Below are 24,046 nucleotides of genomic sequence, written 5' to 3' on the forward strand. Positions count from 1 at the left end.
CGGCGGCGATCATCCGATGCCGAAACGACAGCGGGCGGCCCGAAGGCCGCCCGCCATGACGCAATCCGATCGAGGCGCCGTCAGGCGGCCTGCCTGGCCGCCTTCGGACCGTAGAAGGTCTCGCCGGAGGCGGCCATGTCGCGCAGCAGCCTGTTCGGCAGGAAACGGTCGCCGTACTTGGCGGCGAGCGCGTCGGCGCGCGCCACCAGCGCCTTGAGGCCGTACATGTCGATATAGGACAGCGTGCCGCCGGACCACGGCGCAAAGCCGAAGCCGAGGATCGAGCCGACATCGGCCTCGCGCGGGTCGGTGACGACGCCCTCCTCGAAGCAGCGCGCCGCCTCCAGCGCGCAGGTCATCAGGAGGCGGTCGATCACCTCCTGGCGGTCGACATCCTCAGGCGCGATCTGCGTGCCGACGAAGTCCTTCAGGCCCGGCCAGATGGTCTTCTTCTTGCCGTCCGGATAGTCGTAGAAACCCTTCTTCGCCTTCTTGCCGATCCGGCCCTCCTGCTCGACCAGGAAGGTCAGCAGCTTTTCCTGCTGCGGATCGACCGCCTGGGCGCCGACCTGCTGCTTGGTGGCTTTCAGGATCTTCAGGCCAAGGTCGATGGCGACCTCGTCGTTGAGCGTCAGCGGCCCGACCGGCATGCCCGCCTGCTTGGCGAGATTGTCGATCATCACGGCCGGCACGCCTTCCATCAGCAGGAGGTGGGCCTCCCGGATATAGTTGCCGACGCAGCGATTGACGTAGAAGCCCCTGGTGTCGTTGACCACGATCGGCGTCTTCTTGATCGCCTTGACGTAGTCGAGCGCAGTCGCCAGCGCCCGGTCCCCGGTCTTCTTGGCCATGATCGTCTCGACCAGCATCATCTTGTCGACGGGCGAGAAGAAGTGGATGCCGATGAACTGCTCGGGGCGGACCGAGTGCTCGGCCAGGCCGGTGATCGGCAGGGTCGAGGTGTTGGAGGCGAAGATGCAGTCCGGGCGGATCGCGGCTTCCGCCTTCTTGATGACGTCGGCCTTGACCGCCGGATCCTCGAAGACGGCCTCGATGATCAGATCGCAGCCGGCAAGGTCGGCATAGTCCGCCGTCGGCTTGATCTTGGCGAGCAGGGCATCGCGCGCCGCGCTGGTCGACCGGCCCTTGTTGATCTGGTCGGTGACCAGCTTGTGCGAATGGGCCTTGCCCTTCTCGGCGCTCTCCATGTCGCGGTCGAGCAGGACGACGTCCATGCCGGCGAGCGCGGTGACATAGGCGATGCTCGCGCCCATGAAGCCGGCGCCGAGCACGCCGACCGTCTTCAGCTGCGAAGCCGGCACGCCCCGGGGCCGGCGCAGACCCTTGCCGAGCGCGCCGATCGAGACGAACAGCGAGCGGATCATCGCCTGGGCCTGCGGCGAGCGCAGGACATGGGCGAAATGACGCGACTCGATGCGCAGAGCCGTATCCATCGGCACCTGCAGGCCTTCATAGACCACCTGCAGGATGGCGCGGGCGCCGGGATAATTGTCGTAGGTCTCGCGCCGGTAGATGGCGTTGGCCGGCGGCCAGGTCATCATGCCGGCCGGCGAATAGACCGGACCGGAGGGCAGGCGGAACTTCTCCTTGTCCCAGGGCTTCTTCGGATCGACGCCCGCCTTCAGGCGCGCCTTGGCAGCCTCGATCAGGTTCGCCGCCGGCACGACCTCGTCGATCAGGCCCATGGCCTTGGCGCGGTCGGCCTTGAGCTGGTCGCCCTTCAGCAGCATCTGCAGGGCGTCCTGCGTGTTGGTCATGCGCGGCACCCGCTGGGTGCCGCCGGCGCCCGGAAACAGGCCGACCTTCACCTCGGGCAGGCCGACGCGCAGCTTCGGATTGTCGGAGGCGATGCGGGCGTGGCTCGCCAGCGCGATCTCGAAAGCCCCGCCTAGACACATGCCGTTGATGGCGGCGACGAAGGGCTTGCCGCAGGTCTCCAGCTTGCGCAGCACCAGCGACAGCGACCGGCTCTCCTCGAAGAAGGCGGCCATGGCCGCTTCCGGACCCTTGGTCCTGACATTCGCCGCATAGGCCTTGCCGGAGCGCTCGAGCATGGTGAGGTCGGCGCCGGCGGAGAAGGTGTCCTTGCCCGAGGTGATCACGCAGCCCTTGATGGCCGGGTCGGCGACCACCGCGTCGATCGCCGCGTTGAGATCCTCGCCCACGGACTCGTCGATGACGTTCATCGACTTGTCCTTCATGTCCCAGGTCAGGAGCGCGATGCCGTCGGCGTCGACGGAAAAGGTGAAGTTCTTGAGGTTCATGACGGGAACTCTCCTCTCAGACGCGCTCGATGATGGTCGCGGTGCCCATGCCGGCACCGATGCACAGCGTGACGAGCGCGGTCGACTTGCCGGTGCGCTCGAGCTCGTCCAGCACAGTGCCGAGGATCATCGCGCCGGTCGCGCCGAGCGGGTGGCCCATGGCGATGGCGCCGCCGCAGACGTTGATCTTGTCGTGGGGGATGTCGAAATACTGCATGTAGCGCAGCACGACGGAGGCGAAGGCCTCGTTCAGCTCGAACAGGTCGATGTCGCCGACCGACATGCCGGCCTTCTTCAGGAGCTTGTTGGTGACGTCGATCGGGCCGGTCAGCATGATCGCCGGCTCAGAGCCCATATTGGCGAAGGCGCGGATGCGGGCGCGGGGTTTGAGGCCCGCGGCGAGGCCGGCCTCCTTCGAGCCGAGCAGGACGGCGGCCGCGCCGTCGACGATGCCGGAGGAATTGCCGGCATGGTGCACGTGGTTGACGCCCTCGATTTCCGGATGGGCCTGCACGGCGACGGCGTCGAAGCCGGCGGCCTCGCCCATCATGACGAAGGAGGCGTTGAGGCTTGCCAGCGACTGCATGGTGGTCGAGGGCCGCATGTGCTCGTCATGGTCGAGAATGGTCAGGCCGTTGATGTCCTTGACCGCGATGACCGAATTCTTGAACCGGCCCTCCTCCCAGGAGCGCGCGGCGCGCTTCTGGCTCTCCACGGCATAGGCGTCGACATCGGCGCGCGAGAAGCCGTATTTGGTGGCGATCAGGTCGGCCGAAACGCCCTGCGGCATGAAGTAGCTTTTCACCGCGATGGACGGGTCGACCGGCCAGGCGCCGCCCGAGGCGCCCATGCCGACACGCGACATGCTCTCGACGCCGCCGGCCACGGTCATGTCGTGCTGGCCGGCCATCACCTGGGCGGCCGCGAAATTGACCGCATCGAGGCCGGAGGCGCAGAACCGGTTGATCTGCACGCCCGGAACCTCCTGGCCATAGTCGGCCTTCAGCGCGGCGATGCGGGCGATGTCGCCGCCGGCTTCGCCGACCGGGTCGACGCAGCCGAGCACGACGTCGTCGACGAGCCGCTTGGTGTCGAGATTGTTGCGCGCCTTGATCGCCTTCAGCGCCTGGGTCGCCAGCTCGAGGGCGGTCACCTCGTGCAGGGACCCGTCGGCCTTGCCTTTGCCGCGCGGCGTGCGGACATGGTCATAGACGAAAACGTCGGTCATGGCGGGTTCCTTTCCCGTGATCCTAGCGTTTGGCTTGGCGCGCCCGCTTCAAAGCGTGCGCGAAATCAGAAGCTTCATGATCTCGTTGGTGCCGCCGTAGATGCGCTGGATGCGCGCGTCGCGGTACATGCGCGAGATCGGGTATTCGTCCATGAAGCCGTAGCCGCCGAAGAGCTGGAGGCAGCGGTCGACGATGGTGTTCTGCAGGTCGGAGAGCTTGTATTTGGCCATGGAGGCGGTGGCCGTGTCGCAGCGCCCCTCGATGTGCAGGCCGACGCAGGTATTGTAGAAGGCCTTGGCCATGGTCGCCTCGGTCTTCATGTCGGCCAGCTCGAACTGGGTGTTCTGGAAATCCAGGATGCGCTTGCCGAAGGCCTTGCGCTCCTTGACGTAGTCGATGGTCAGGCCGAGCGCGCGCTCCATCATGGCGACCGCCGCGCCGGCAATGGTCAGGCGCTCCTGCGGCAGCGCCTTCATCATCTGGTAGAAGCCCTGGTTCGCCTCCTGGCCGAGCAGCGCCTCGGCCGGCAGCTTCATGTCGTCGAAGAACAGTTCGGAGGTATCGGCCCAGTCGAGGCCGAGCTTCTTCAGCTTGCGACCGCGGCGGAAGCCCGGAGCGTTGTCGGTCTCGACCACGAACAGCGACACGCCCTTGGCACCCTGGCTCGGATCGGTCTTGGCCGCCACCACGATCAGGTTGGCGTGCTGGCCATTGGTAATGAAGGTCTTGGAGCCGTTCAGCACCCAGCCATTGCCCGAGCGCTCGGCCTTGGTGCGGATCGCCTGGACGTCGGAGCCGGCGCCCGGCTCGGTCATGGCGAGCGCGGCGATCAGTTCGCCGGTGGCCAGCTTCGGCAGCCAGTGGCGCTTCTGCTCCTCGGTGCCGTAGTGCTGGATATAGGGGGCGACGATCGGCCCGTGGATGGCCCAGCCCCAGCTGTCGGCGCCGGCAAGGCCGATCTCATGGGCAATGATCGCCTCGTGGCTGTAGTTGCCGCCGGCGCCGCCATATTCCTCCGGGATCGACGCCGACAAGAGGCCGGCGGCGCCGGCCTTCGTCCAGGCGTCGCGGTCCATCACGCCGGCCTCGGTCCAGCGGTCGATATTGGGCACGAATTCCTTGGCGAGGAAGGCCTTCGCGCTTTCGGCGAGCATGTCGTGCTCTTCGGTGTGCCAGGCCGGCTTCGGCAGGTTGATCGCGCTCATCGGATGAACTCCCGGGGTCATGTGCGGCGGCGACTGTCGCAGATCGGATGTGCTGTTACACCCTCCAAATCTCAGGCGACGTCATCTCTCTTTTGGGAGAGCCCGCCGGCGTTCCCGCGGGCCCTCCGGTCACGAAACCTTTCCGGCCGTCAGAACATCTCGGCCGGCAGCGCCATCATCGAATCGGCGCCGGCGGAAATGCGGGCGAGATGCGCCGCCGTTTCCGGCAGCATCTGCTCGAAGAAGAAGCGGGCGGTGGCGAGCTTGGCCTTCATCCGCTCCTCGTCGCTGCCGGCGGCGATCCTCTCGTTGGCGGCCTTCGCGATGCGCGCCCACATGTAGCCGAGCGCGACGAGGCCGAAGAGATGCATATAGGGCGTCGACCCGGCGCCGGCATTGTCGGGCTTGGCCATGGCGTTCTGCATGAACCACATGGTGGCCGACTGCAGATCCTTCAAACCCTTGGAGAGGGCTGCGACAAAGGGCCCGAGCGCGGCATCGTCCTTGTGCTGCGCGCAGAAGGCGCCGACCTCGCCGAAGAAGGCCATGACCGCGCGGCCGCCATTGGCGCCGAGCTTGCGGCCGACCAGGTCGAGCGCCTGGATGCCGTTGGCGCCCTCGTAGATCATGGTGATGCGGGCATCGCGGACGAACTGGCCCATGCCCCATTCGTTGATGTAGCCATGGCCGCCATACATCTGCTGGGCCTTGACCGCGTTGTCGAAGCCAAGATCGGTCAGGACGCCCTTCACCACCGGCGTCATCAGGCCGAGATGGTCGTCGGCCTTCTGCCGCTCGGCGGCATCGGTGGAACGGTGGTGCACGTCGGCGGCGAGCGCCGTCCACAGCACCAGCGCACGGCCGGCCTCGTTGATCGCGCGCATGGTCATCAGGGTGCGGCGCACGTCGGGATGGACGATGATCGGGTCGGCCGGCTTGTCGGGCGCCTTGGGGCCGGACAGCGACCGGCCCTGCAGGCGGTCCCTGGCATAGGCGACGGCGTTCTGGTAGGCGACCTCGGACTGCGACAGACCCTGCAGGCCGACCGACAGGCGCGCCTCGTTCATCATCACGAACATGGCCGCCAGGCCCTTGTTCTCCTGGCCGACGAGCCAGCCCGTCGCCCCGTCATAGTTCATGACGCAGGTCGAATTGCCGTGAATGCCCATCTTCTCCTCGATCTTGCCGCAGGAGACCGGGTTGCGGCTGCCGGCATTGCCGGCTGCGTCGGGCAGGAATTTCGGCACGACGAACAGCGAGATGCCCTTGGTGCCGGCCGGCGCGCCCTCGATGCGGGCGAGCACCAGGTGCACGATGTTGGCGGACATGTCGTGCTCGCCGGCGGAGATGAAGATCTTCTGGCCGGAAATCTTGTAGGAGCCGTCGGCCTGGGGCACGGCCTTGGTGCGCAGGAGGCCGAGATCCGTGCCGCAGTGCGGCTCGGTCAGGTTCATCGTTCCGGTCCACTCGCCGGTGGCCATCTTCGGCAGATAGGTGCGCTTGATCTCGTCATTGGCGTGGACGTGCAGCGCCGCCATGGCGCCCTGGGTCAGGCCCGGATACATGGCCCAGGCCAGGTTCGCCGACGACAGATATTCGCCGATCACCGCGTTGAGCACGACCGGCAGGCCCTGGCCGCCATAGGCCGGGTCGGTGGAAAGCGCGAGCCAGCCGCCCTCGCGATATTGCTGATAGGCCTCCTTGAAGCCCGGCGGGGTGGTGACCGAGCCGTCGTCGTTGCGATGGCAGCCGACCGTGTCGCCGACGACGTTGAGCGGCTGCAGCACCTCCTCGCAGAGCTTGGCGCCTTCGTTCAGCACGGCCTCGACGAGATCGCGCGGCGCATCGGCGAAACCGGCGAGATTGCCGTAATTCTCCATCTTCAGGACGTCGTAGAGAACGAACAGCGAATCGTCGACAGGGGCCTTGTAGACCGGCATGGCTCTTCTCCCTCAAGACAACCGGGCAGCGGCGGGGCTGCGCCGGGGTGTTCCGTTGCCGGCGGCGCGCCGGCGCGATGTCAGTCTTCGGCCGGCGCGGGACCGGCCGTATCCTTGGCCGCGAGCCGATGGTCGATGACCATGATGGCCCGCTCGAGTTCGCTGATCGCCGTGTCGATGTCGCGTTTCTGGGCGCGCAGCCGGGCGATCTGCTCGCGATATTTGCCGCGCGCCACCTTCATCTGCGTGACGCCGCCGTCGCCGAGGTCGTAGAGGTCGAGCATGGCCTTGACCTCTTCCAGCGAGAAGCCGACGCATTTGCCCATCAGGACCAGGCGCAGCCGGCCACGGTCGCGGCGCGAATAGAGCCGGTCCTGGCCGTCGCGCGTCGGCGCGATCAGGCCCTTTTCCTCGTAGAAGCGCAGCGCGCGGGCGGTGACGCCGAATTCGCGGGTCATCTCGCGGATGGTGATGAGATCTTTCGCCGCGGTCGGCGACCCGCCGCCGGCACCGGCCACCAGATCAGCCAGGGTCATGGTGGAGCCGCGGGCGTCACGGCCTTGGGCATCGAGGATCAGCGATTGCGCCATCCGGAAAGGACCTCGCGTCGTCTTGGGCCAGATGCTCGGGCAGGGCTCTGCCGCGATGGCGCCGGGTCTATCTGACGTTGACGTAAACGTCAACATATTTTGCCACAGCGAAGCTGACCGGAACCTCCGCCGACTTCGCCCGGCGGCCGTGAAATGCTAGGCCTTGCCACGAGGCTGCCGGCGGCCCTCGCGGCGCGCGGCCGGCCGGGCTAACCTTCGCGTTGTAACGTTCGCACCCCGGCGCCCGATATCGGAACAGGCATGGATCCCACGTGAAAGACCGTGACGAAGAATGGCGCGGGCTGATGCGGGCGGGTCTTGCCGGCGACGAGGCCGCCTATCGACAGCTCCTGCACGCGCTTGCGCCGTTCCTGCGGCAGATCGCGCGCAGCGGACTGGCCCGGGCGGGCCGGCCGGTCGCGGAAGCGGAGGACATCGTGCAGGAAGTCTTGATCGCCATCCACCTGAAGCGCGCGAGCTGGCTCAGCACCGAGCCCTTCGTGCCCTGGGTGCGCGCGATCCTCCGCCACAAGCTGATCGACGCGCTGCGCCGGCGCGGGGCGACGGGCAGCGTCGACATCGACGACCTCGCCGAGGTGATCGCCGCGCCCGACGGCACGCCGGAGATCGCGACGCGCGACGTGGTGAAGCTCGCCGAGACCCTGCCGGCCGGGCAGAAGGCGGTGATCCGCGCCATGTTCGTCGATGGCCACGACACGGCGGAAACCGCACGCGCCCTGAACATGAGCCCCGGAGCGGTGCGGGTGCAGCTGCACCGGGCCCTCGGCGCGCTCGCCGGCATGCTGCGCGGAACGATATGAGGCGGCCATGAAGACCGAGGACCTGATCGCCGCACTCGCCCGTGACGCCAAACCGGCAGGCCTTGCCCCCTCGCGCCGGCTGATGCTGGCGCTGGCGTCGGCCCCCATCATGGCCTTCGCCCTGCTGATCCTGGTGGTCAAGCCGCGCGCCGACCTCGCGGCCGCGGCGGGCAGCATGCTGTTCGAACTGAAGATCCTGTTCGTGGCGACCCTGGCGGTCGCCGCCATCGCGCTCGTCCGGGCGGCCGCCCGGCCGGACGGCGCCCTGCCGCGCGCGCTGATGGTCGTGCCGGCGCTCGTCCTGCTGTTCGGCCTCGGCCATGAAATCGCGACGCAGCCGGCCTCGCTCTACATGAGCCGCCTCGTCGGGCGCAGCTGGCAGCTCTGCCTTCTCGCCATCCCGTTCATGGCCGCCGGCCCGCTCGCCGCGCTGCTCTTCGCGCTGCGCTCGGCGGCCCCCGCCGATCCCGCCCGCGCCGGTGCCATGGCGGGTCTCGCCGCCGCGGCCATCGCAGCCCTGTTCTACGGCCTGCACTGCACCGACGACTCGCCGTTTTTCGTCGCCACCTGGTATTCGGTCGCGATCGGCGCGACCACCGCCGCCGGCGCCCTGCTCGGCCGGCGGCTGCTCGCCTGGTAGAGGCGGGGCCGGACCGCCATCGGCGGGCTTTCAGGTGTCCGCCCGACCGCCATCGGCCGGCCAGCGCGCCCGCCTGATCCGCGCCCGGCATTTCGGCGCACAGACGGCAAGGGATCGCCCGCTTCCGAGGGATGCGGCGGACGAAGGCGACGAGGCGGCATCGACCGGCGCGAAGATCGCCTCTCCCCGTCCGGCCGCGTGACGAACAGGAAGCGGCCGGCGGCGCCAAACCCGAAAGGATCGAGGAGCGTGCCGCCGCGCCCGCATGCGGCCATCTCGTCGGCCAGGCGCGCGAAACGTGTCCCTTCTTCCCCAGAACCCCCAGAAAGTTGGGCGGATGCTGAATCAATCCCTCAATGCCCGGCGCTGCCGCCCGTCGGCGCCGCGCACCGCGCGAAAAGGGCCGTTCGGCGCGAACGGCATGGGGACCGACGGGATCTTTCCGAACCGGGCCAAGGGCACGCGCAAGGCCGGCCCTCCCGCTGAGCAGGCGTTAGCGCGGCGTACCAAATGTCGCAGTCCGGCGCGCCGGAATCGGCCTTGCGTCACCCGTCACGTCATGCTTGACTGATCGAACAGTCAGTTCTCGGGCCCGCTTCTGCCCATGCCGCAGACCATCGCGAAAAACCGCGCCAAATCGACGTCGAAGGAAGACATCCTCGACGCTGCCGAGCGGTTGTTCGCCCGCCGCGGCTTCGACGGCACGAGCATGCGCGAGATCGCGCAGGCGGCCGGCGTGGCCCAGGCGCTGCTGCACTATCATTTCCGAACGAAGGAAGGGCTGTTCGAGGCGATGTTCGCGCGCCGGTCCGGCGCCATCAACCGGATCCGCCTCGCCCGGCTCGACACGATGATCGCGCGCGGCCAGGTGACCGTCGAGGAGATCGTCGATTCCCTTTTGCGGCCCACCGTCGAGGCCGGTCACGATCCCTCGCGCGGCGGCCATTATTTCGCGAACCTGATCCTGACGACCGCCGCCTCCAACAATCCCTGGGCACAGGGGCTGATCGCAGCGAGCTACGATGTGATGGCGAAGCGCTACATCGCCGCCCTCCGGATGGCGCTGCCGGAACTGTCGCTGGCAGACGCGACCTGGGGCTATCTCTTCATCATCGGTGCGACGCTGACGCAGATGTCGCCGACCGGTCGCGCCGACCGCCTGTCCGACGGGGCGACGACCGACAAGGACACCGAGGCGCTGCTGTCGCGCGCCGGTGCCTTCGCCGCCGCTGGCCTCAGGGCCTTCGTCGGCGACAAGACGCAGACCCGATCGCCGGGGGCCGCCGCGCCCTCGCGTTAAGTCCCTTTCATCATCAGCAGTTACCGGACGGCGAAGATCCGGATCGGAACAAGCTCGGCTCTAGGAGGATGAGATCCATGACCAAACTGACCCGCCGCGGTTTCACGGGCGGCCTTGCCGCCGGCACGGCCCTGACCGGCTTTCCCGCCATCGCGCAGACCCCGATGAAGGTGACCGTCGGCTATACCGCAGTCGCCGACTTCACCTCGGCCTTCGTCGCCCAGGAAAACGGCTATTTCCGCTCGCGCGGGCTCGAGGTCAATTTCCAGCTGATCGCGCTCAATTCCAACATTCCCGCGGCCATGCAGGCCGACAGCGTCCAGATCGGCGGCCCGACTCCCTCGGTCATGCTGCAGGCCAATGACGGCGGCCTCGATCTGGTGGCCGTCGCCGGCGGTTCGGTCACCTCCAAGGACGTCGCCAATTACGGTTTCGTGGAGAAGAACGGCGCGGGCATCACCGACGCCAAGTCGGCCGAGGGCAAGCGCGTCGGCGTGCCCGGCCTCGGCGCCTTCCTGCATGTCCTGTTCCGCAAGTGGATGACCGAGAAGGGGGCCGACTGGAAGAAGGTGACCTTCGTGGAAACGGCCTTCCCGCAGATGGCCGATATCCTGCGCGGCGGCTCGGTCGACGCGCTCGTCACCGGCTCGCCGATCATGGAACGCATCGTCCAGGGCAATATCGGCCGCGTGGTGTCCTATTTCCACACCGAGCTGCCGGCCGGCCTGCCGGCGATCCTGTATTCCACCACCCGCGCCTGGGCGACCAAGAACCCGCAGGCGATCAAGGCCTTCCGCGAGGGCCTCGCCGAGGGTTCGGCCTTCGTCGCCGACAAGGCCAACGACGCCAAGGTGCGCGCAGCGATCGGCAAATACATCGCACTGCCGCCGGCCGTGCTCGCCAATGCGATCATCTCCGCGCAGAAGCCGACCATCACCGTCTCGGAGATCGACTACTGGATCACCATCATGCGTGAACAGGAAATGCTGCGCGGCCAGCCAGTCGCCAGCAACGTCGTTCTGCCGTGAGCGGGACCATGCTCGCCCGTTCGCCGGCCGACCAGGCCGCGATCGCCTTCGCCGGGCTCCGTGTGGAGCTCGGCGGCAAGCCGATCCTGACGGATGTGAACCTCTCGGTGAAGCCGGGAGAGTTCGTCTGCGTCATGGGACCTTCCGGCTGCGGCAAGACCACGCTGCTGCGCGTGGTCGCCGGCCTCGTTGCCGCCTCGGGCGGCAGCGTCACCTCGTTCGGGCGGCCGATCACCGGCCCGACGCGCGAGGTGTCGGTGGTGTTCCAGGACTACGGCCGGGCGCTGCTGCCCTGGCGCGACGCGCGCGGCAATGTCGCGCTCGCCCTGGAGGCGGCCGGCATGCCACGCGCCGAGCAGGGTCCGCTGATCGAGACGCTGCTCGCCAAGGTCGGCCTGAAGGACCACGGCGCCAAGTTCCCCTCGCAGCTCTCCGGCGGCATGCAGCAGCGCCTGCAGATCGCCCGCTGCCTGGCGCAGGATCCGAAGGTGCTGCTGATGGACGAGCCGTTCGGCGCGCTCGACGCCATGACGCGCCAGCAGCTCCAGGACGAGGTCCTGGCGCTCGCCGCCGAGCGCAACACGACCGTGTTCTTCGTCACCCACGATCTCGAGGAAGCGCTCTATCTCGGCGACCGGGTGGTGGCGCTGATGCCCAATCCGGGCCGGATCGGCCGGCTGGTCGACGTGCCGCTGGCCCGCCCGCGCAACCAGCTCACCACGCGCGAGCACCCCGACTTCCTCAGGCTGCGGCGCGACCTGTTCGACATGATGCAAGAGAGCCACTGATGGCCTCCTCCTCCACCCGCTGGCTCAAGGCCGCGGCATTGCCGGTGGCCTTCCTCGCCGCGGCCGAGATCTGGTTCCGGGGACCGGGCAAGGATTCGGAAAGCCTCGCGGCGCCGACCGCCGTCGCCCGCGCCTGGGTCGAGGCGGCGGGCGACGGCACGCTGGCCCTCGCCACCTGGCAGACCCTGCTCGGCGCCGTCGGCGGGCTCGCCCTCGGCGCCGTCACCGGCCTCGCCCTCGGCTTCCTCATCGGCCTGTCGCGCACCGCCATCACGCTGACGACACCAGCGGTCGAGCTGTTCCGCCCGATCCCCTCGGTCGCGCTCATCCCGCTCGCCATGCTGGTGTTCGGCTTCGGCTACGGCATCGAGATGGCGATCGTCGCCTTCGCCACCTTCTGGCCCTGCCTGATCCTCGCCCAGGCCGCCGCGTCGCAGATCGAGCCCCGGCTCCTGGAGGTGTCGCGCGTGCTCGGCCTCTCGGGCGCGCAGCGCCTGTGGAAGATCGTGCTGCCGGCCGCCATGCCGCGCATCTTCGTGGCGCTGCGCCTTGCCGCCGGCTTCGCCCTGGTGGTGGCGGTCACCGTCGAGATCGCCGCCAATCCGCAGGGGCTCGGCTACATGCTGATGATCGCCCAGCAGACGCTGCGGCCGGAGCTGATGCTGGCGGCGCTCGTCTGGATCGGGTTCCTCGGCTGGGCCGTCAATGCCGGGCTCAACGCGCTGCAGCACCGGCTGTTCCGTCACCAGCGCATCGGCGCGGAGGCTCGGCCATGAAGAGCCGCGACATCGTCCTGTTCATCGGCTCGCTCGCCCTCGTCGCGGCCATGCTGTTTCTCTGGTGGCTCGCCTCGGTGGCCGGCTGGGTTTCGCGCGCCTTCGTGCCGAACCCGTTCGACGCCTGGGCGGCGCTCGTCAACGGCTTCCGGCGCGGCGACCTCGCGGCCCAGACGCTCGGCACGGTCGGCCGCATGCTGCAGGGCTGGCTGCTCGCCGGGCTGATCGGCATCGTGCTGGGCGCGGCGATCGGCCTGTCCAAGACCGCCCGCGACTATCTGCAGCCGACGCTGGAATTCCTCCGGCCGCTGCCGGCCTCGGCGATCATTCCGGTCGCCATCGCGCTGATGGGCCTGTCGCCGGCCATGGCGCTGACCGTCGTCGCCTTCGGCTCGCTCTGGCCGACCCTGCTCGGCACCATCCACGGCTTCGCCGAGGTCGAGCCACGGCTGAAGGAGGTGGCGCGCTGCCTGCAGATGTCCGGGCCGGCCTTCGCCTGGAAGATGGGCCTGCCCAATGCCATGCCCGACATCCTCGCCGGCATGCGGCTGTCGATGACGGTGGCGCTGATCCTCGCGATCATCTGCGAGATGCTGGCCTCCCAGGCCGGGCTCGGCACCGCCATCCTGCTCGCCGCCCGCTCGTTCCAGTCGGCCGACCTGTTCGCCGGCATCGCGCTGCTCGGTGCGATCGGCCTCGTTTCCAATCTGGCGCTGCGCCTCGTCGAGAAGCGTACCCTGCGCTGGCAGACCCAACATTGACGGAGGAACACTCATGGCGCGCCGCATCATCGATCTCTCGGTATCGCTGAGGTCCGACATCGCGTCCGATCCGCCGGGCACGACCCCGTCGATCACCTATGTCGACCACAAGGCCTCCGTCGACCAGATCCTGCGCTTCTTTCCCGGCCTGACCGCCGACGACCTGCCCGGCGGCGACGGCTGGGCGGTGGAGATGCTCGCCTGCTCCACGCATAACGGCACCCATCTCGACGCGCCCTATCATTTCCATTCGACCACCGACGGCGGCAAGCCGGCCTGGACGATCGACGAAATGCCGCTCGACTGGTGCCTGCAGCGGGGCGTCAAGCTCGACTTCCGCCACCTGCCCGACGGCTATGTGGCCACCCCCGACGATATCGAGGCCGAGCTGAAGCGCACCGGCGTGACGCTGCAGCCGCTCGACATCGTGGTGGTCAACACCGCTGCCGGCGCGCGCTACGGCGAGCCCGACTATCTCGCGCGCGGCTGCGGCATGGGCCGCGAAGCGACGCTCTATCTGACCGAGCGCGGCGTCCGCATCACCGGCACCGACGCCTGGAGCTGGGACGCGCCCTTCGTCCACACCGCCAGGAAATATGCCGAGACCGGGGATGCCGGCCTGATCTGGGAAGGTCATCGCGCCGGCATGGTGCGCGCCTACGGCCATATCGAGAAGCTGACCAATCTCGACCAGCTGCCGGCGACCGGCTTCCAGATCTCCTGCTTCCCGTTCAAGATTCACAAGGCCTCCGCCGGGTTCTGCCGCGCGGTCGCGATCTTCGAGGACTGACGCCGATGAAACTCGTCACGTTTTCCGCCGGCGACGCCGAGAAGCTCGGTGTCGTCACCGGCGCCGAGGGCGCCGAGACGGTGCTGGATCTCGCCGCGGCCGCGGCCCGGGCCGGCCGGCCGGACGAGGCCTTCGGCTCCATGCTGGCGCTGATCGCAGCGGGCCCCGCGGGCCTCGATCGCGTGCGCGCGATGATCGACGCGCGCGCCGGCGAGGCCGACCTGACGCGCCCGCTCGGCGAGACGCGGCTGCTCGCGCCGATCCCGGTGCCGCCGCAAATGCGCGACTTCTCGGTCTTCCCCGACCACATCACCGATGCGCCGGTGGGCATGCGCCGGATCATCGCGCGGATGAAGGGAGACGAGGCCGGCGCGCTGGCGCTGAAGCCCGACGCCGATGTGCCGCCGATCTATCGCGAGAAGCCGATCTACTACTTCACCAACCGCTTCAGCGTGGTCGGCACCGGCACGGACGTCCGCTGGCCGACCTATAGCCGGATCATGGACTACGAGCTGGAATTCGGCATCGTGCTCGGCAAGGGCGGCAGCGACATCGCCCATGCCGACGCCCGCGGCCACGTCTTCGGCTACATGGTGTTCAACGACTTCTCGGCGCGCGATGCCCAGCTCGCCGAAATGCAGGGCATGCTCGGCCCGGCGAAAGGCAAGAGCTTCGATGCCGGCAATGCGATGGGACCCTACCTCGTCACCGCCGACGCGGTAACGGACCCCTATGCGCTGAAGGCCGTCGCCCGGGTCAACGGCGAGGTGTGGACCGATAGCTCGACGGCCGGAATGCTGCATTCCTTCGAGGACATGATCGCCTATGTCTCGCGCTCGGAGACGCTGCATGCCGGCGAGTTCTTCGGCTCGGGCACGGTCAATGGCGGCTGCGGCCTGGAGCATGACCGCTTCCTGAAGCACGGCGACGTGGTCGAGCTGAGCGTCGAAGGTCTCGGCACGCTGACGAACCGCGTCCTGAGGACCGACGCCTGACGGCTGCCGCGGCAGCCGTCCCCCTTCCCTTCATCCGGCCCGCGGGGCACCAAGACCCCGGGGCGAACCTTGCGAGTGAAACGCCATGGCCAGCAGCCCGGCCAAGAACCCCATCGACGGCTTTACCGTCGACCGCACCCAGATCGGCTATGTCGGCGAGGGCCTGCAGCGTCCCGAATGCATCCTGGCCGAGCGTGACGGCTCGCTCTGGGCGGCGGACGCCCGCGGCGGCGTCGTGCATATCCGCCCCGACGGCACGCAGAAGCTGATCACCCAGAGCGAGGGCCAGGCCTTTGCCGGCGCCGGCGACGAAGAAACCCGCTTCACGGTCGGGACCCTGCCGAACGGGCTCGCCTTCGCCCGCAACGGCGACATCGTCATCTCCAATTTCGGCACCGACCGGCTGGAGCTGATGAACCGGACGACCGGCGCCACCGAGGTGCTGGCGGACACGATCGACGGGCGGCCGATCGGCAAGGTCAACTTCGTTCTGCGCGACAGCCGGGACCGGCTCTGGCTGACGATCTCCACCCGCATCGTCAACTGGATGCAGGCCGTCTCGCCCGCCATCGTCGACGGCTATATCGCCCTGTTCGACCAGGGCCGGCTCAGGGTCGTCGCCGACAATATCGCCTTCACCAACGAGATCCGCCTCGATGCCCGCGAGGAATGGCTCTATGTCGCGGAAACCACGGGGCCGCGCGTCACCCGGTTCCGGGTCGGCGAGGACGGCAGCCTGACGAGCCGGCAAACCTTCGGCCCGGAGGACCATGGCGCACCGATCGACGGCATCGCCTTCGACGCCTACGGCAATCTGTGGGGCACCCATGTGATGATGGATCGCATCTTCGCGATCACGCCGGAAGGCGAGCTGCGCATCATCCTGGACGACCACGATCCCTGGGCGAGCCGCCAGCTGATGGACGCCTTCTACAAGGGCACGGCGACGCCGGAGCTGATGCTGGCCGCCGGCGGCCGCATCGCGCCGTGGTTCGCCTCGGTCACCTTCGGCGGGCCGGACCTGTCGACCGTCTATATCGGCTCGCTGCGCGGCACGCGCATTCCGTTCTTCCGCTCGCCGGTCGCCGGCCTGCCGATGGTCCACTGGAACGAACGGTAGGCCGGCCGGCGATCGGTCAGGACGGGGTTGCCGCCGGCGCCTGGGCCGCGCCGGCGCGCTCGGCCGCCTTGGCGAGCAGCGACTGGCGCCACGCCTGCAGCGCATGGCGCTCCTCGTCGTTGAGCCCGATCACCGTCAGGTCGTCGTCGAGCAGCAGCGCCTCGCTGCCGGGCCTGCCGACGACAGCCAGCGCCTTGGTGTTTTCCGGGTTGAGAAAGAACGGCCAGGTGCCCGCTGGAAAGCGCACGGCGGTCTCCTTGCCGAGCGAGGGTCCGGCCGGCGTGTAGCGCCAGACCCAACCCTTGTCACCTTCCTCGTCGTGGCCGGTGACGTCGGCGATGACCGGCGTCATGACCGTGTTGTGCAGCGGCTTGAACACCTTGTTCATGCCCTCGTTGCGGCTGAAGGCCTTCCTGAGCAGGCCGAAGGCGCCGATGACGAACAGCGCGAAAAGGCCGACCGCGAGCAGGATGCGGTCCCAGAGATGCTCGAGCGCCAGCGACGTCGTCTGCATCGAGGGATTGTCCTTATGCTCGACGACATGCACCTGGTAGGAGCCGAAATGCAGGTCGAGGAAGGCGAAATGCGTCTCTTCCCGGGCCGAGCCCGACGGGCCGCGCCGCTCGATCGTGGCGTCGCAGAAGTGCAGGATCAGCTTGCTGCGGCACTTGCCGGAGACGACGCGGGCGTTGGCGGCCGGCACGTCGTTGCCGCTGATCTGGTAATCCCTGATCAGGCCGGGGCCGGCCAGATAGGCGAGGCCGCCGGCAAGGCCGATCAGAACGACGAAGAAAAAGATCGCCGCGATCTTGCTGGTGGCCTTCGGCAGGATGACCGGCAAGGGTCTGGTCGGGAAAATCGGGTTGGCCATGGCATCCTCAAATCAAAAAGGCCGGCTGTCGCGAGGTCGGGACCCAAGGCAGGCGCGGCGAATCTCCTAGGGGAAGCAGCGTAATTTCGCCGCGGAAATGCCTTGTTTCAACATTTGTCCGCGATGTGCTGCTCTTCCGCCCGTGCAGGGCGGCGCCGAATCGCGGCGCCGGCGGATGGATCGCATCGCCATGTTGCAGCTTGGTTGCGTCGCCCGCCCCCGGCACGGGCTGGCCGAGCCGATGCCGCAACGCCGGCGCCGCCCTGGCCAGCGCCACCCATGTACCGCGGGCGCCACGCTTCAGCCGTGCAGACCGGCTGCCGCCGACAACGCCTTTTCCTGTGGAAAACAGCCGGCGACGATCCCTAAAGCCGCCTGGTACAAGGGCTCGGGCGAAGCCGAAGACGACATGACGCGGGCGTCCGCGCCGGTCATAATGGCAGCCGACCCATCCGAGGCCGCACCGCATCATGACCGCAGATCATCACCGCCCCGTCCGCGAAGGCGATCGTGTCTTTCTCGTCGACGCCTCGTCCTTCGTGTTCCGCTCCTATTTCCAGTCGATGAACCAGGACCGGAAGTACAATTCCCGCTCGGACGGCCTGCCGACCGGCGCGGTGCGGCTGTTCGCCACCAAGATCCTGCAATTCGTCCAGGACGGCGCGCTCGGCGTGACGCCGACCCATCTCGCCATGATCCTGGACAAGAGCGAGAACTCGTTCCGCAAGGCGCTCTATCCCGCCTACAAGGGCAACCGGCCGCCGCCGCCGGAAGACCTCGTGCCGCAGTTCCCGCTGATGCGCCACGCCATCCGGGCCTTCGGCCTCCTGCCGATCGAGCAGGACACCTACGAGGCCGACGACCTGATCGCCACCTATGCCGAGCTCGCCAAGGCGCGCGGCGCCGACGTGCTGATCATTTCGGCGGACAAGGACCTGATGCAGCTCGTCGGGCCGCGGGTCGCCTTCTACGACCCGGAAAGCGGCATCAAGGGCAAGCCCGGCTACCGGCCCGAGCGCCTGCTCGTCCATGGCGACCGTTTCGAGCGCTGGAACGTGCCGCCCGACAAGCTCGGGGACGTCACCGAATATTGGGAAGGCCTGCCGCCCGAGAAGATCATCGACATCCAGGCGCTCGAGGGCGACACCTCGGACAATGTGCCCGGCGCGCCCGGCATCGGCCGCAAGACGGCCGCGCAGCTCATCGCCGAATATGGCGATGTCGAAGCGTTGCTCGCGCGGGCCGGCGAGATCAAGCAGCCGAAGCGGCGCGAGACCCTGACCGACCCGGCGGTCGTCGAGAGGGTGCGCCTGTCGCGCCGGCTGGTCGAGCTTGTCCGCGACGTCGCGCTGGAAGTGCCGCTCGACGATATCGGCCTCGAAAAGCCCGACGGCCGCACCCTGGTGAGCTTCCTCAAGGCCATGGAGTTCACCACCATCACGCGGCGCGTCGCCGAGCTCTACGGCGTCGATGCCGGCGCGGTGGAGGCCGATCCCGAACTGGCCGCCACGCCCGGCGCGACCCGCCCCGCGACGCCGGCCGCAGCCCCGGGCGCAGCCGAGGCCGCGGCCGCGAAGCCTGATACCGACGGCGCGGCGACACCGGAAGCGCTCGCCGCGCGCATCGCCGAGGCGGTGCGCCAGACGCCGGTCGACCGGTCGGGCTATCTCTGCATCACCACGGTCGAGGCGCTCGACGACTTCATCGCCGAGGCGCGCGAAAAGGGCGTTGTCGCGCTCGATACCGAGACCACCTCGCTGGACGCGATGAGCGCGGATCTCGTCGGCTTCTCGCTCGCCTACGGACCGGGCAGGGCGGCCTATGTGCCGATCGGCCATCGCGGCGGCGATGCCGGCCTGTTCGATTCAGGGCTCGTGCCGGACCAGATCCCGGCGCGGGCGGCGCTCGACCGGCTGAAGGCGCTGGCGGAAGATCCCGGCGTCCTGAAGATCGGCCAGAACCTCAAATACGACCTCCTGATCCTTCGCCGGCACGGCATCCGGGTGGCGCCCTACGACGACACCATGCTGATCTCCTATGTGCTCGACGGCGGCCGGGGCAATCACGGCATGGACGCGCTCTCCGAGCGTCACCTCGGCCATGAGACCATCGCCTATGCGAGCGTCGCCGGCACCGGCAAGAACGCCATCACCTTCGACCGCGTGCCGCTCGACAAGGCCACCGCCTATGCCGCCGAGGACGCCGACGTGACGCTGCGGCTCTGGCAGGTGCTGAAGCCGCGCCTGCCGGCCGAGGCGAAGACGACCGTCTACGAGACGCTGGAGCGGCCGCTGGTCGAGGTGCTGGCCGGCATGGAGCGGCGCGGCATCCTGATCGACCGACAGGTTCTGGCGCGCCTCTCGGGCGACTTCGCCCAGACCGCGGCGCGCGTCGAGGCCGAAATCCAGGAGCTCGCCGGCGAGCCGCTCAATCCGGGCTCGCCGAAACAGCTCGGCGACATCCTGTTCGGCAAGATGGGCCTGCCGGGCGGCACCAAGACCAAGACCGGCGCCTGGTCGACGGCGGCCGGCGTGCTCGAGGATCTCGCCGAGGAGGGCCATGCCCTGCCCCAGAAGATCCTGGAATGGCGCACGGTCTCCAAGCTCAAGTCGACCTATACCGACGCGCTGCCGACCTATGTGAACGCCGAGACCGGCCGGGTCCATACCTCGTTCTCGCTGGCCGCCACCACGACCGGCCGCCTGTCGTCCTCGGAGCCGAACATCCAGAACATTCCGGTGCGCACCGAGGAAGGCCGCAAGATCCGCACCGCCTTCATCGCCGCGCCCGGCCGCAAGCTCGTCTCGGCCGACTACAGCCAGATCGAGCTCAGGGTGCTCGCCCATATCGCCGACATCCCGCAGCTCCGGCAGGCCTTCGCCGACGGCGTCGACATCCACGCCATGACGGCCTCGGAAATGTTCGGCGTGCCGGTCAAGGGCATGGACCCGCTGGTGCGCCGGCGCGCCAAGGCGATCAATTTCGGCATCATCTACGGCATTTCCGCCTTCGGCCTCGCCAACCAGCTCGGCATCGCCCGCGAGGAGGCGAGCGCCTATATCAAGAAATATTTCGAACGCTTCCCCGGCATCCGCGACTACATGGACCGGACCAAGGCGTTCTGCCGCGACAACGGCTATGTCGAGACCATTTTCGGCCGACGCTGCCATTTCCCGGCGATCAAGTCGGGCAATCCGTCGGAACGTGCCTTCGTCGAGCGCCAGGCGATCAACGCGCCGATCCAGGGCTCGGCGGCCGACATCATCCGCCGCGCCATGGCGCGCATGGACGAGGCGCTGGCGGCCGCACGGCTCGACGGCCTGATGCTGCTGCAGGTGCACGACGAACTGGTGTTCGAGGTGCCCGACGAGCAGGTGGAGCGGACGCTGCCGGTGGTGCGCCGGGTGATGGAGGAGGCGCCGATGCCGGCGCTCCAGCTCAAGGTGCCGCTCGCCGTCGACGCGCGCGCCGCGGCCAATTGGGAAGAGGCGCACTGACCCCTGCGAATGGCGAATGGCAAGTAGCGAATGGGGATCAAGCCGTTCGCTACTCGCCGTTCGCCGCTGATCACCGCCGCTCGGCGATGACCTGGGCGATGGCGGCGCGCAGTTCGGGAATGCCGAGCCCCTTGCGGCTGGAGGTCGCGATGATCTCGGGGAAGGCGGCGGCGCGGGTCTTCAAGGTCGCGAGCGTCGCGGCGGTCAGGCCGGCGAGCGCGCTGGCGGAGATCTGATCGGCCTTGGTCAGCACGACCTGATAGGACACGGCCGACTTGCCGAGTTCGTCGAGCACTTCCATGTCGACCGGCTTCAGGCCGTGACGGGCATCGACCAGCACGTAGACACGCGCCAGATTCTGCCGGCCGCGCAGATAGTCGTGGATCAGCCGCGTCCAGGCCTTCACCTTGGCCTCCGGCGCGGCCGCGAAGCCGTAGCCGGGCATGTCCACGACGACGAGATCGGCCGGCGCACCGTCCTGCGGCGGCGCATGGAAGAAGTTCAGCTCCTGCGTGCGGCCGGGCGTGTTGGAGGTGCGCGCCAGGTTGTTCTGATTGACGAGGGCGTTGATCAGGCTGGACTTGCCGACATTGGAGCGGCCGGCAAAGGCGACCTCGACGCCGGTCATGGGCGGCAGATGCGCCATGTCGGGCGTGCCGCGCCAGAAGATCCAGGGCCGCGCGAACAGCTTGCGTCCGGTTTCGATCAGGCTGTCGGTCACGGGCCGCTCCGTCGGAATGGGTTGCAGCGGGGCGCTCACATTTCGGCCCTGCATTCAGGTCGGCGGCGGCGCCCTGCAGCCTATTGAACAACGGCGATCCCGCGCCGGCAGGCGCGGGACCTCTCGAAAGTGCCGGTCCGGCTCAGCTCGCGGGTTTCTTCGCCTGGCCGAACATCGACTTGATGTTGTCCCACAGCTCCAGCTTGACGCCGTAGCGGCGCATGATCACCGCCTGCTGCAGCACCGACAGCGTGTTGTTCCAGGCCCAGTAGATGACGAGGCCGGCGGGGAACGAGGCGAGCATGAAGGTGAAGAGGATCGGCATCCACTTGAAGAAGGTCGCCTGGATCGGATCGGTCGGCGCCGGGTTCATCTGCATCTGCACCCACATGGTGACGCCCATGATCAGCGGCCAAATGCCGATCAGCAGGAAATGCGGCACCTCGAAGGGCAGGAGGCCGAACAGATTGAACAGCGAGGTCGGGTCCGGCGCCGACAGGTCGCGGATCCAGCCGAAGAACGGCGCCTGGCGCATCTCGATGGTGATGAACAGCACTTTGTAGAGCGCGAAGAACACCGGGATCTGGATGACGATCGGCCAACAGCCCGCCAGCGGGTTGATCTTCTCCCGCTTGTAGAGCGCCATCAGCTCCTGCTGCTGCTTCATCTTGTCGTCCGCGAAGCGGTCGCGGATTTCCATCATTTCCGGCTGCACCTTCTTCATCATGGTGATGGAGGCGTAGCTCTTGTTGGCGAGCGGGAAGAACAGCGCCTTGACCAGCAGGGTGACGAGCAGGATGGCGATGCCGAAATTGCCGGTCTTCAGGAAGATCCAGTCCATCACCTTGAACAGCGGCTTGGTGATGAAATAGAACCAGCCCCAGTCGATCAGGCGGTCGAACCGGTCGACATTGAGGCTCGCCGCATAGCCGTCGACGACGGCGACTTCCTTGGCGCCGGCGAACAGGCGCGAGGTGGTCTCGACGGTGGCGCCCGGGGCAATGGTCAGGGCCGGCTTCAGATAGTCGGTCTGATAGCTCTTGAACGTGCCCGACTGGAAGAACTTGAAGCTCGAATCGGTGTCGGTGGCCTGGTCCGGGATCAGCGCCGCCGCCCAGTACTTGTCGGTGATGCCGAGCCAGCCGCCGCGCGAGCGGAAGGCCTGGGCCCGCGCCGTCTCGATGGCGGAATAGCCGACCTCCTGCAGGCCCTTGTCGCCGAACACGCCGATCAGGCCCTCGTGCAGGATGTAGTAGCCGGAGGTCTGCGGCGTGCCGTGGCGCGAGATGAGGCCATAGGGGTGCAGCACAGCCTGCGCCTGACCGCGGTTCACCACGCTGTCGCGCACGGTGATCATGTAGGTCGGGTCGATCTCGTAGGTGCGCTGGAAGGTGAGGCCCTGGCCATTGTCCCAGGTCAGCGTCACCGGCGTCGACGGCGTCAGCTTGCCGCTGCCGGTCTGGGTCCAGCGGGTCTCGGCATTGGGCACCGGGATCGTCTGGCCGGCGCCCGGCACGAATCCGAATTCGGCGTAGAACGGCTGGCGATGATGGGTCGGATCGATCGGCGAGCCCTGCGGCGACAGCAGGATGACGTTCGGGCTGTTCCTCTCCACCGTCTCCCGATAGGTGGCGAGGACGAGATCGTCGACACGACCGCCGACGAGATTGATCGAGCCGGTGAGGCGCGGCGTCTCGATGGCGACGCGCGGGGTGGCGGCGATCACCTGTTCACGCGTCTGGGCGACCATGGCGGCGGGGGCGCTGGCGCCGGGCGCCGCGCCGGCCGACGGCTGCGGCGCACCCTGCTGCTGGGCCTGCTGTTGCGCCTGCTGCTGGCGCTGGGCCTCGCGCTGGCGCTCCATCTGGGGCATGCCGACGAAATACTGCCAGCCGACCAGCACCAGGATGGAGAGCACGATCGCTAGGATGTAATTGCGGTTGTTGTCGGCCATCGGTCCATGCAGGTGCGGCGAGAGGGATCGGAAGGTCAGCGCGCCGGCGGCGTGCCGCCGGACGGGCTGTCGGAACTGCGGTGCGGCGTGCGCTCGGGCTTCGCCTTCGGCCCGGCTTTGGCCGCCGCGGCGCGGCGGAGCGCCTCGGTGAGATCGGCGACGAGGCTTTCGAAGGGCCGGTCGAGGGCGGCACGGCCCAGCACCAGCACGTAGTCGGAGCCCGGCTGCGCCGCGTCGCGGGCGCCGAGGCGGACCACTTCCTTCAGGCGACGGCGCATCCGGTTGCGCTCCACCGCCCCGCCGGTCTTCTTGGTCACCGTGAAGCCGAAGCGCGGACCCTTGTCGTCGCCGCGCCGGCGTTCCTGCAAGACGAAGGCCGCCGTTGGGAAACGGCGGCCCTTGGAACAGGCGATGAAGTCGGCACGGCGGACGAGGCGGCTCGGTGGTGTCAAACCGGTCATCGTCGGCCTCCGGTCACGCGGACCGGCCGAAAGCTCGGCCGTGTCGGGTTACGCCGACAGGCGCTTGCGGCCACGCGCACGGCGCGCCGCGAGGACGCGCTGGCCGCCCTTGGTGGCCATGCGGGCGCGGAAGCCATGCCGGCGCTTGCGCACGAGCTTGGAGGGTTGGTAGGTGCGTTTCACGGGACATCTCCGCGCGGATCTGGATCAAAACGATCGGATGGGGTTCGGGTCGGCACGCCTCAGGCAGGCCGTAAACGGAACCCGCCTCGGG

21 protein-coding genes are annotated in these 24,046 nt (G+C 68.3%); 11 read left to right on the forward strand and 10 right to left on the reverse strand.

Going from position 1 to position 24,046, the window contains the following annotated elements:
• Positions 1–80 precede the first annotated feature (80 nt).
• The 5 genes from OZ671_RS24775 to OZ671_RS24795 all read right to left on the reverse strand — a co-directional run bounded on the left by OZ671_RS24775 (position 81) and on the right by OZ671_RS24795 (position 7,249).
• On the reverse strand, positions 81–2,285 hold the full coding sequence (locus OZ671_RS24775; protein WP_268863199.1) for a 3-hydroxyacyl-CoA dehydrogenase NAD-binding domain-containing protein: 2,205 nt from the start codon (positions 2,283–2,285) through the stop codon (positions 81–83).
• Between the two features lie 16 nt (positions 2,286–2,301).
• Entirely contained in the window at positions 2,302–3,513 is a 1,212-nt protein-coding gene (locus OZ671_RS24780; protein ID WP_268863200.1) for an acetyl-CoA C-acetyltransferase, read from the reverse strand.
• Positions 3,514–3,561: 48 nt separating this feature from the next.
• Positions 3,562–4,719, reverse strand: coding sequence for an acyl-CoA dehydrogenase family protein (locus OZ671_RS24785; protein ID WP_268863201.1), 1,158 nt, complete (start codon positions 4,717–4,719; stop codon positions 3,562–3,564).
• Between the two features lie 149 nt (positions 4,720–4,868).
• Positions 4,869–6,659 carry an acyl-CoA dehydrogenase C-terminal domain-containing protein gene (locus OZ671_RS24790; protein WP_268863202.1) on the reverse strand — a complete coding sequence of 597 codons (1,791 nt, stop codon included), beginning with the start codon at positions 6,657–6,659 and terminating at the stop codon, positions 4,869–4,871.
• A gap of 80 nt (positions 6,660–6,739) precedes the next feature.
• Positions 6,740–7,249: a MerR family transcriptional regulator gene (locus tag OZ671_RS24795; RefSeq protein WP_268863203.1), complete on the reverse strand. Its 510-nt coding sequence runs from the start codon at positions 7,247–7,249 to the stop codon at positions 6,740–6,742.
• 272 nt (positions 7,250–7,521) lie between these two features.
• Between OZ671_RS24795 and OZ671_RS24800 the strand changes: the two genes are divergently transcribed.
• From OZ671_RS24800 to OZ671_RS24845, 10 genes are all read left to right on the forward strand, one after another.
• Positions 7,522–8,070, forward strand: coding sequence for a sigma-70 family RNA polymerase sigma factor (locus OZ671_RS24800; RefSeq protein ID WP_268863204.1), 549 nt, complete (start codon positions 7,522–7,524; stop codon positions 8,068–8,070).
• 7 nt (positions 8,071–8,077) lie between these two features.
• Positions 8,078–8,710, forward strand: coding sequence for an NrsF family protein (locus OZ671_RS24805; RefSeq protein WP_268863205.1), 633 nt, complete (start codon positions 8,078–8,080; stop codon positions 8,708–8,710).
• A 604-nt stretch (positions 8,711–9,314) separates the two neighbouring features.
• Entirely contained in the window at positions 9,315–10,010 is a 696-nt protein-coding gene (locus OZ671_RS24810) for a TetR/AcrR family transcriptional regulator (RefSeq protein ID WP_268863206.1), read from the forward strand.
• A 77-nt stretch (positions 10,011–10,087) separates the two neighbouring features.
• The gene (locus OZ671_RS24815) at positions 10,088–11,038 is read left to right on the forward strand and encodes an ABC transporter substrate-binding protein (RefSeq protein WP_268863207.1); all 951 of its coding nucleotides are present in this window, start codon (positions 10,088–10,090) and stop codon (positions 11,036–11,038) included.
• 8 nt (positions 11,039–11,046) lie between these two features.
• Positions 11,047–11,826 (forward strand): ABC transporter ATP-binding protein, encoded by a 780-nt coding sequence (locus OZ671_RS24820; RefSeq protein ID WP_038305193.1) that lies wholly within the window; start codon positions 11,047–11,049, stop codon positions 11,824–11,826.
• Positions 11,826–12,602 (forward strand): ABC transporter permease, encoded by a 777-nt coding sequence (locus OZ671_RS24825; protein ID WP_268863208.1) that lies wholly within the window; start codon positions 11,826–11,828, stop codon positions 12,600–12,602. Before OZ671_RS24820 ends, OZ671_RS24825 begins: the two co-directional genes overlap by 1 nt.
• Positions 12,599–13,363, forward strand: coding sequence for an ABC transporter permease (locus OZ671_RS24830; protein WP_268863209.1), 765 nt, complete (start codon positions 12,599–12,601; stop codon positions 13,361–13,363). Before OZ671_RS24825 ends, OZ671_RS24830 begins: the two co-directional genes overlap by 4 nt.
• A 13-nt stretch (positions 13,364–13,376) precedes the next feature.
• The gene (locus OZ671_RS24835; RefSeq protein ID WP_038305201.1) at positions 13,377–14,153 is read left to right on the forward strand and encodes a cyclase family protein; all 777 of its coding nucleotides are present in this window, start codon (positions 13,377–13,379) and stop codon (positions 14,151–14,153) included.
• Positions 14,154–14,158: 5 nt separating this feature from the next.
• On the forward strand, positions 14,159–15,148 hold the full coding sequence (locus tag OZ671_RS24840; protein WP_268863210.1) for a fumarylacetoacetate hydrolase family protein: 990 nt from the start codon (positions 14,159–14,161) through the stop codon (positions 15,146–15,148).
• Positions 15,149–15,233: 85 nt separating this feature from the next.
• Positions 15,234–16,268, forward strand: a complete 1,035-nt coding sequence (locus tag OZ671_RS24845; RefSeq protein WP_268863211.1) for an SMP-30/gluconolactonase/LRE family protein — start codon at positions 15,234–15,236, stop codon at positions 16,266–16,268.
• Between the two features lie 16 nt (positions 16,269–16,284).
• Here OZ671_RS24845 and OZ671_RS24850 read toward each other — a convergent pair whose 3' ends face one another.
• Complete coding sequence (locus OZ671_RS24850; RefSeq protein WP_268863212.1) at positions 16,285–17,139, reverse strand: hypothetical protein; 855 nt, start codon at positions 17,137–17,139, stop codon at positions 16,285–16,287.
• A gap of 470 nt (positions 17,140–17,609) precedes the next feature.
• Here OZ671_RS24850 and polA point away from each other — a divergent pair, with 470 nt between their 5' ends.
• A complete protein-coding gene (gene polA / locus OZ671_RS24855) occupies positions 17,610–20,636 on the forward strand; it encodes a DNA polymerase I (protein WP_268863213.1) in 3,027 nt (1,008 codons plus the stop codon).
• A 70-nt stretch (positions 20,637–20,706) separates the two neighbouring features.
• On the opposite strand, the gene yihA is transcribed toward polA, so the two are convergent.
• The 4 genes from yihA to rpmH all read right to left on the reverse strand — a co-directional run bounded on the left by yihA (position 20,707) and on the right by rpmH (position 23,955).
• Positions 20,707–21,357, reverse strand: coding sequence for a ribosome biogenesis GTP-binding protein YihA/YsxC (gene yihA / locus OZ671_RS24860; RefSeq protein WP_268863214.1), 651 nt, complete (start codon positions 21,355–21,357; stop codon positions 20,707–20,709).
• Positions 21,358–21,499: 142 nt separating this feature from the next.
• Positions 21,500–23,311, reverse strand: coding sequence for a membrane protein insertase YidC (yidC, locus tag OZ671_RS24865; protein ID WP_268863215.1), 1,812 nt, complete (start codon positions 23,309–23,311; stop codon positions 21,500–21,502).
• A gap of 35 nt (positions 23,312–23,346) precedes the next feature.
• The gene (rnpA, locus tag OZ671_RS24870; protein WP_268863216.1) at positions 23,347–23,772 is read right to left on the reverse strand and encodes a ribonuclease P protein component; all 426 of its coding nucleotides are present in this window, start codon (positions 23,770–23,772) and stop codon (positions 23,347–23,349) included.
• Positions 23,773–23,820: 48 nt separating this feature from the next.
• Positions 23,821–23,955: a 50S ribosomal protein L34 gene (gene rpmH / locus OZ671_RS24875; protein WP_038305233.1), complete on the reverse strand. Its 135-nt coding sequence runs from the start codon at positions 23,953–23,955 to the stop codon at positions 23,821–23,823.
• Positions 23,956–24,046 lie beyond the last annotated feature (91 nt).

Source organism: Phreatobacter sp. AB_2022a, assembly GCF_026847585.1.
Lineage (GTDB): Bacteria > Pseudomonadota > Alphaproteobacteria > Rhizobiales > Phreatobacteraceae > Phreatobacter.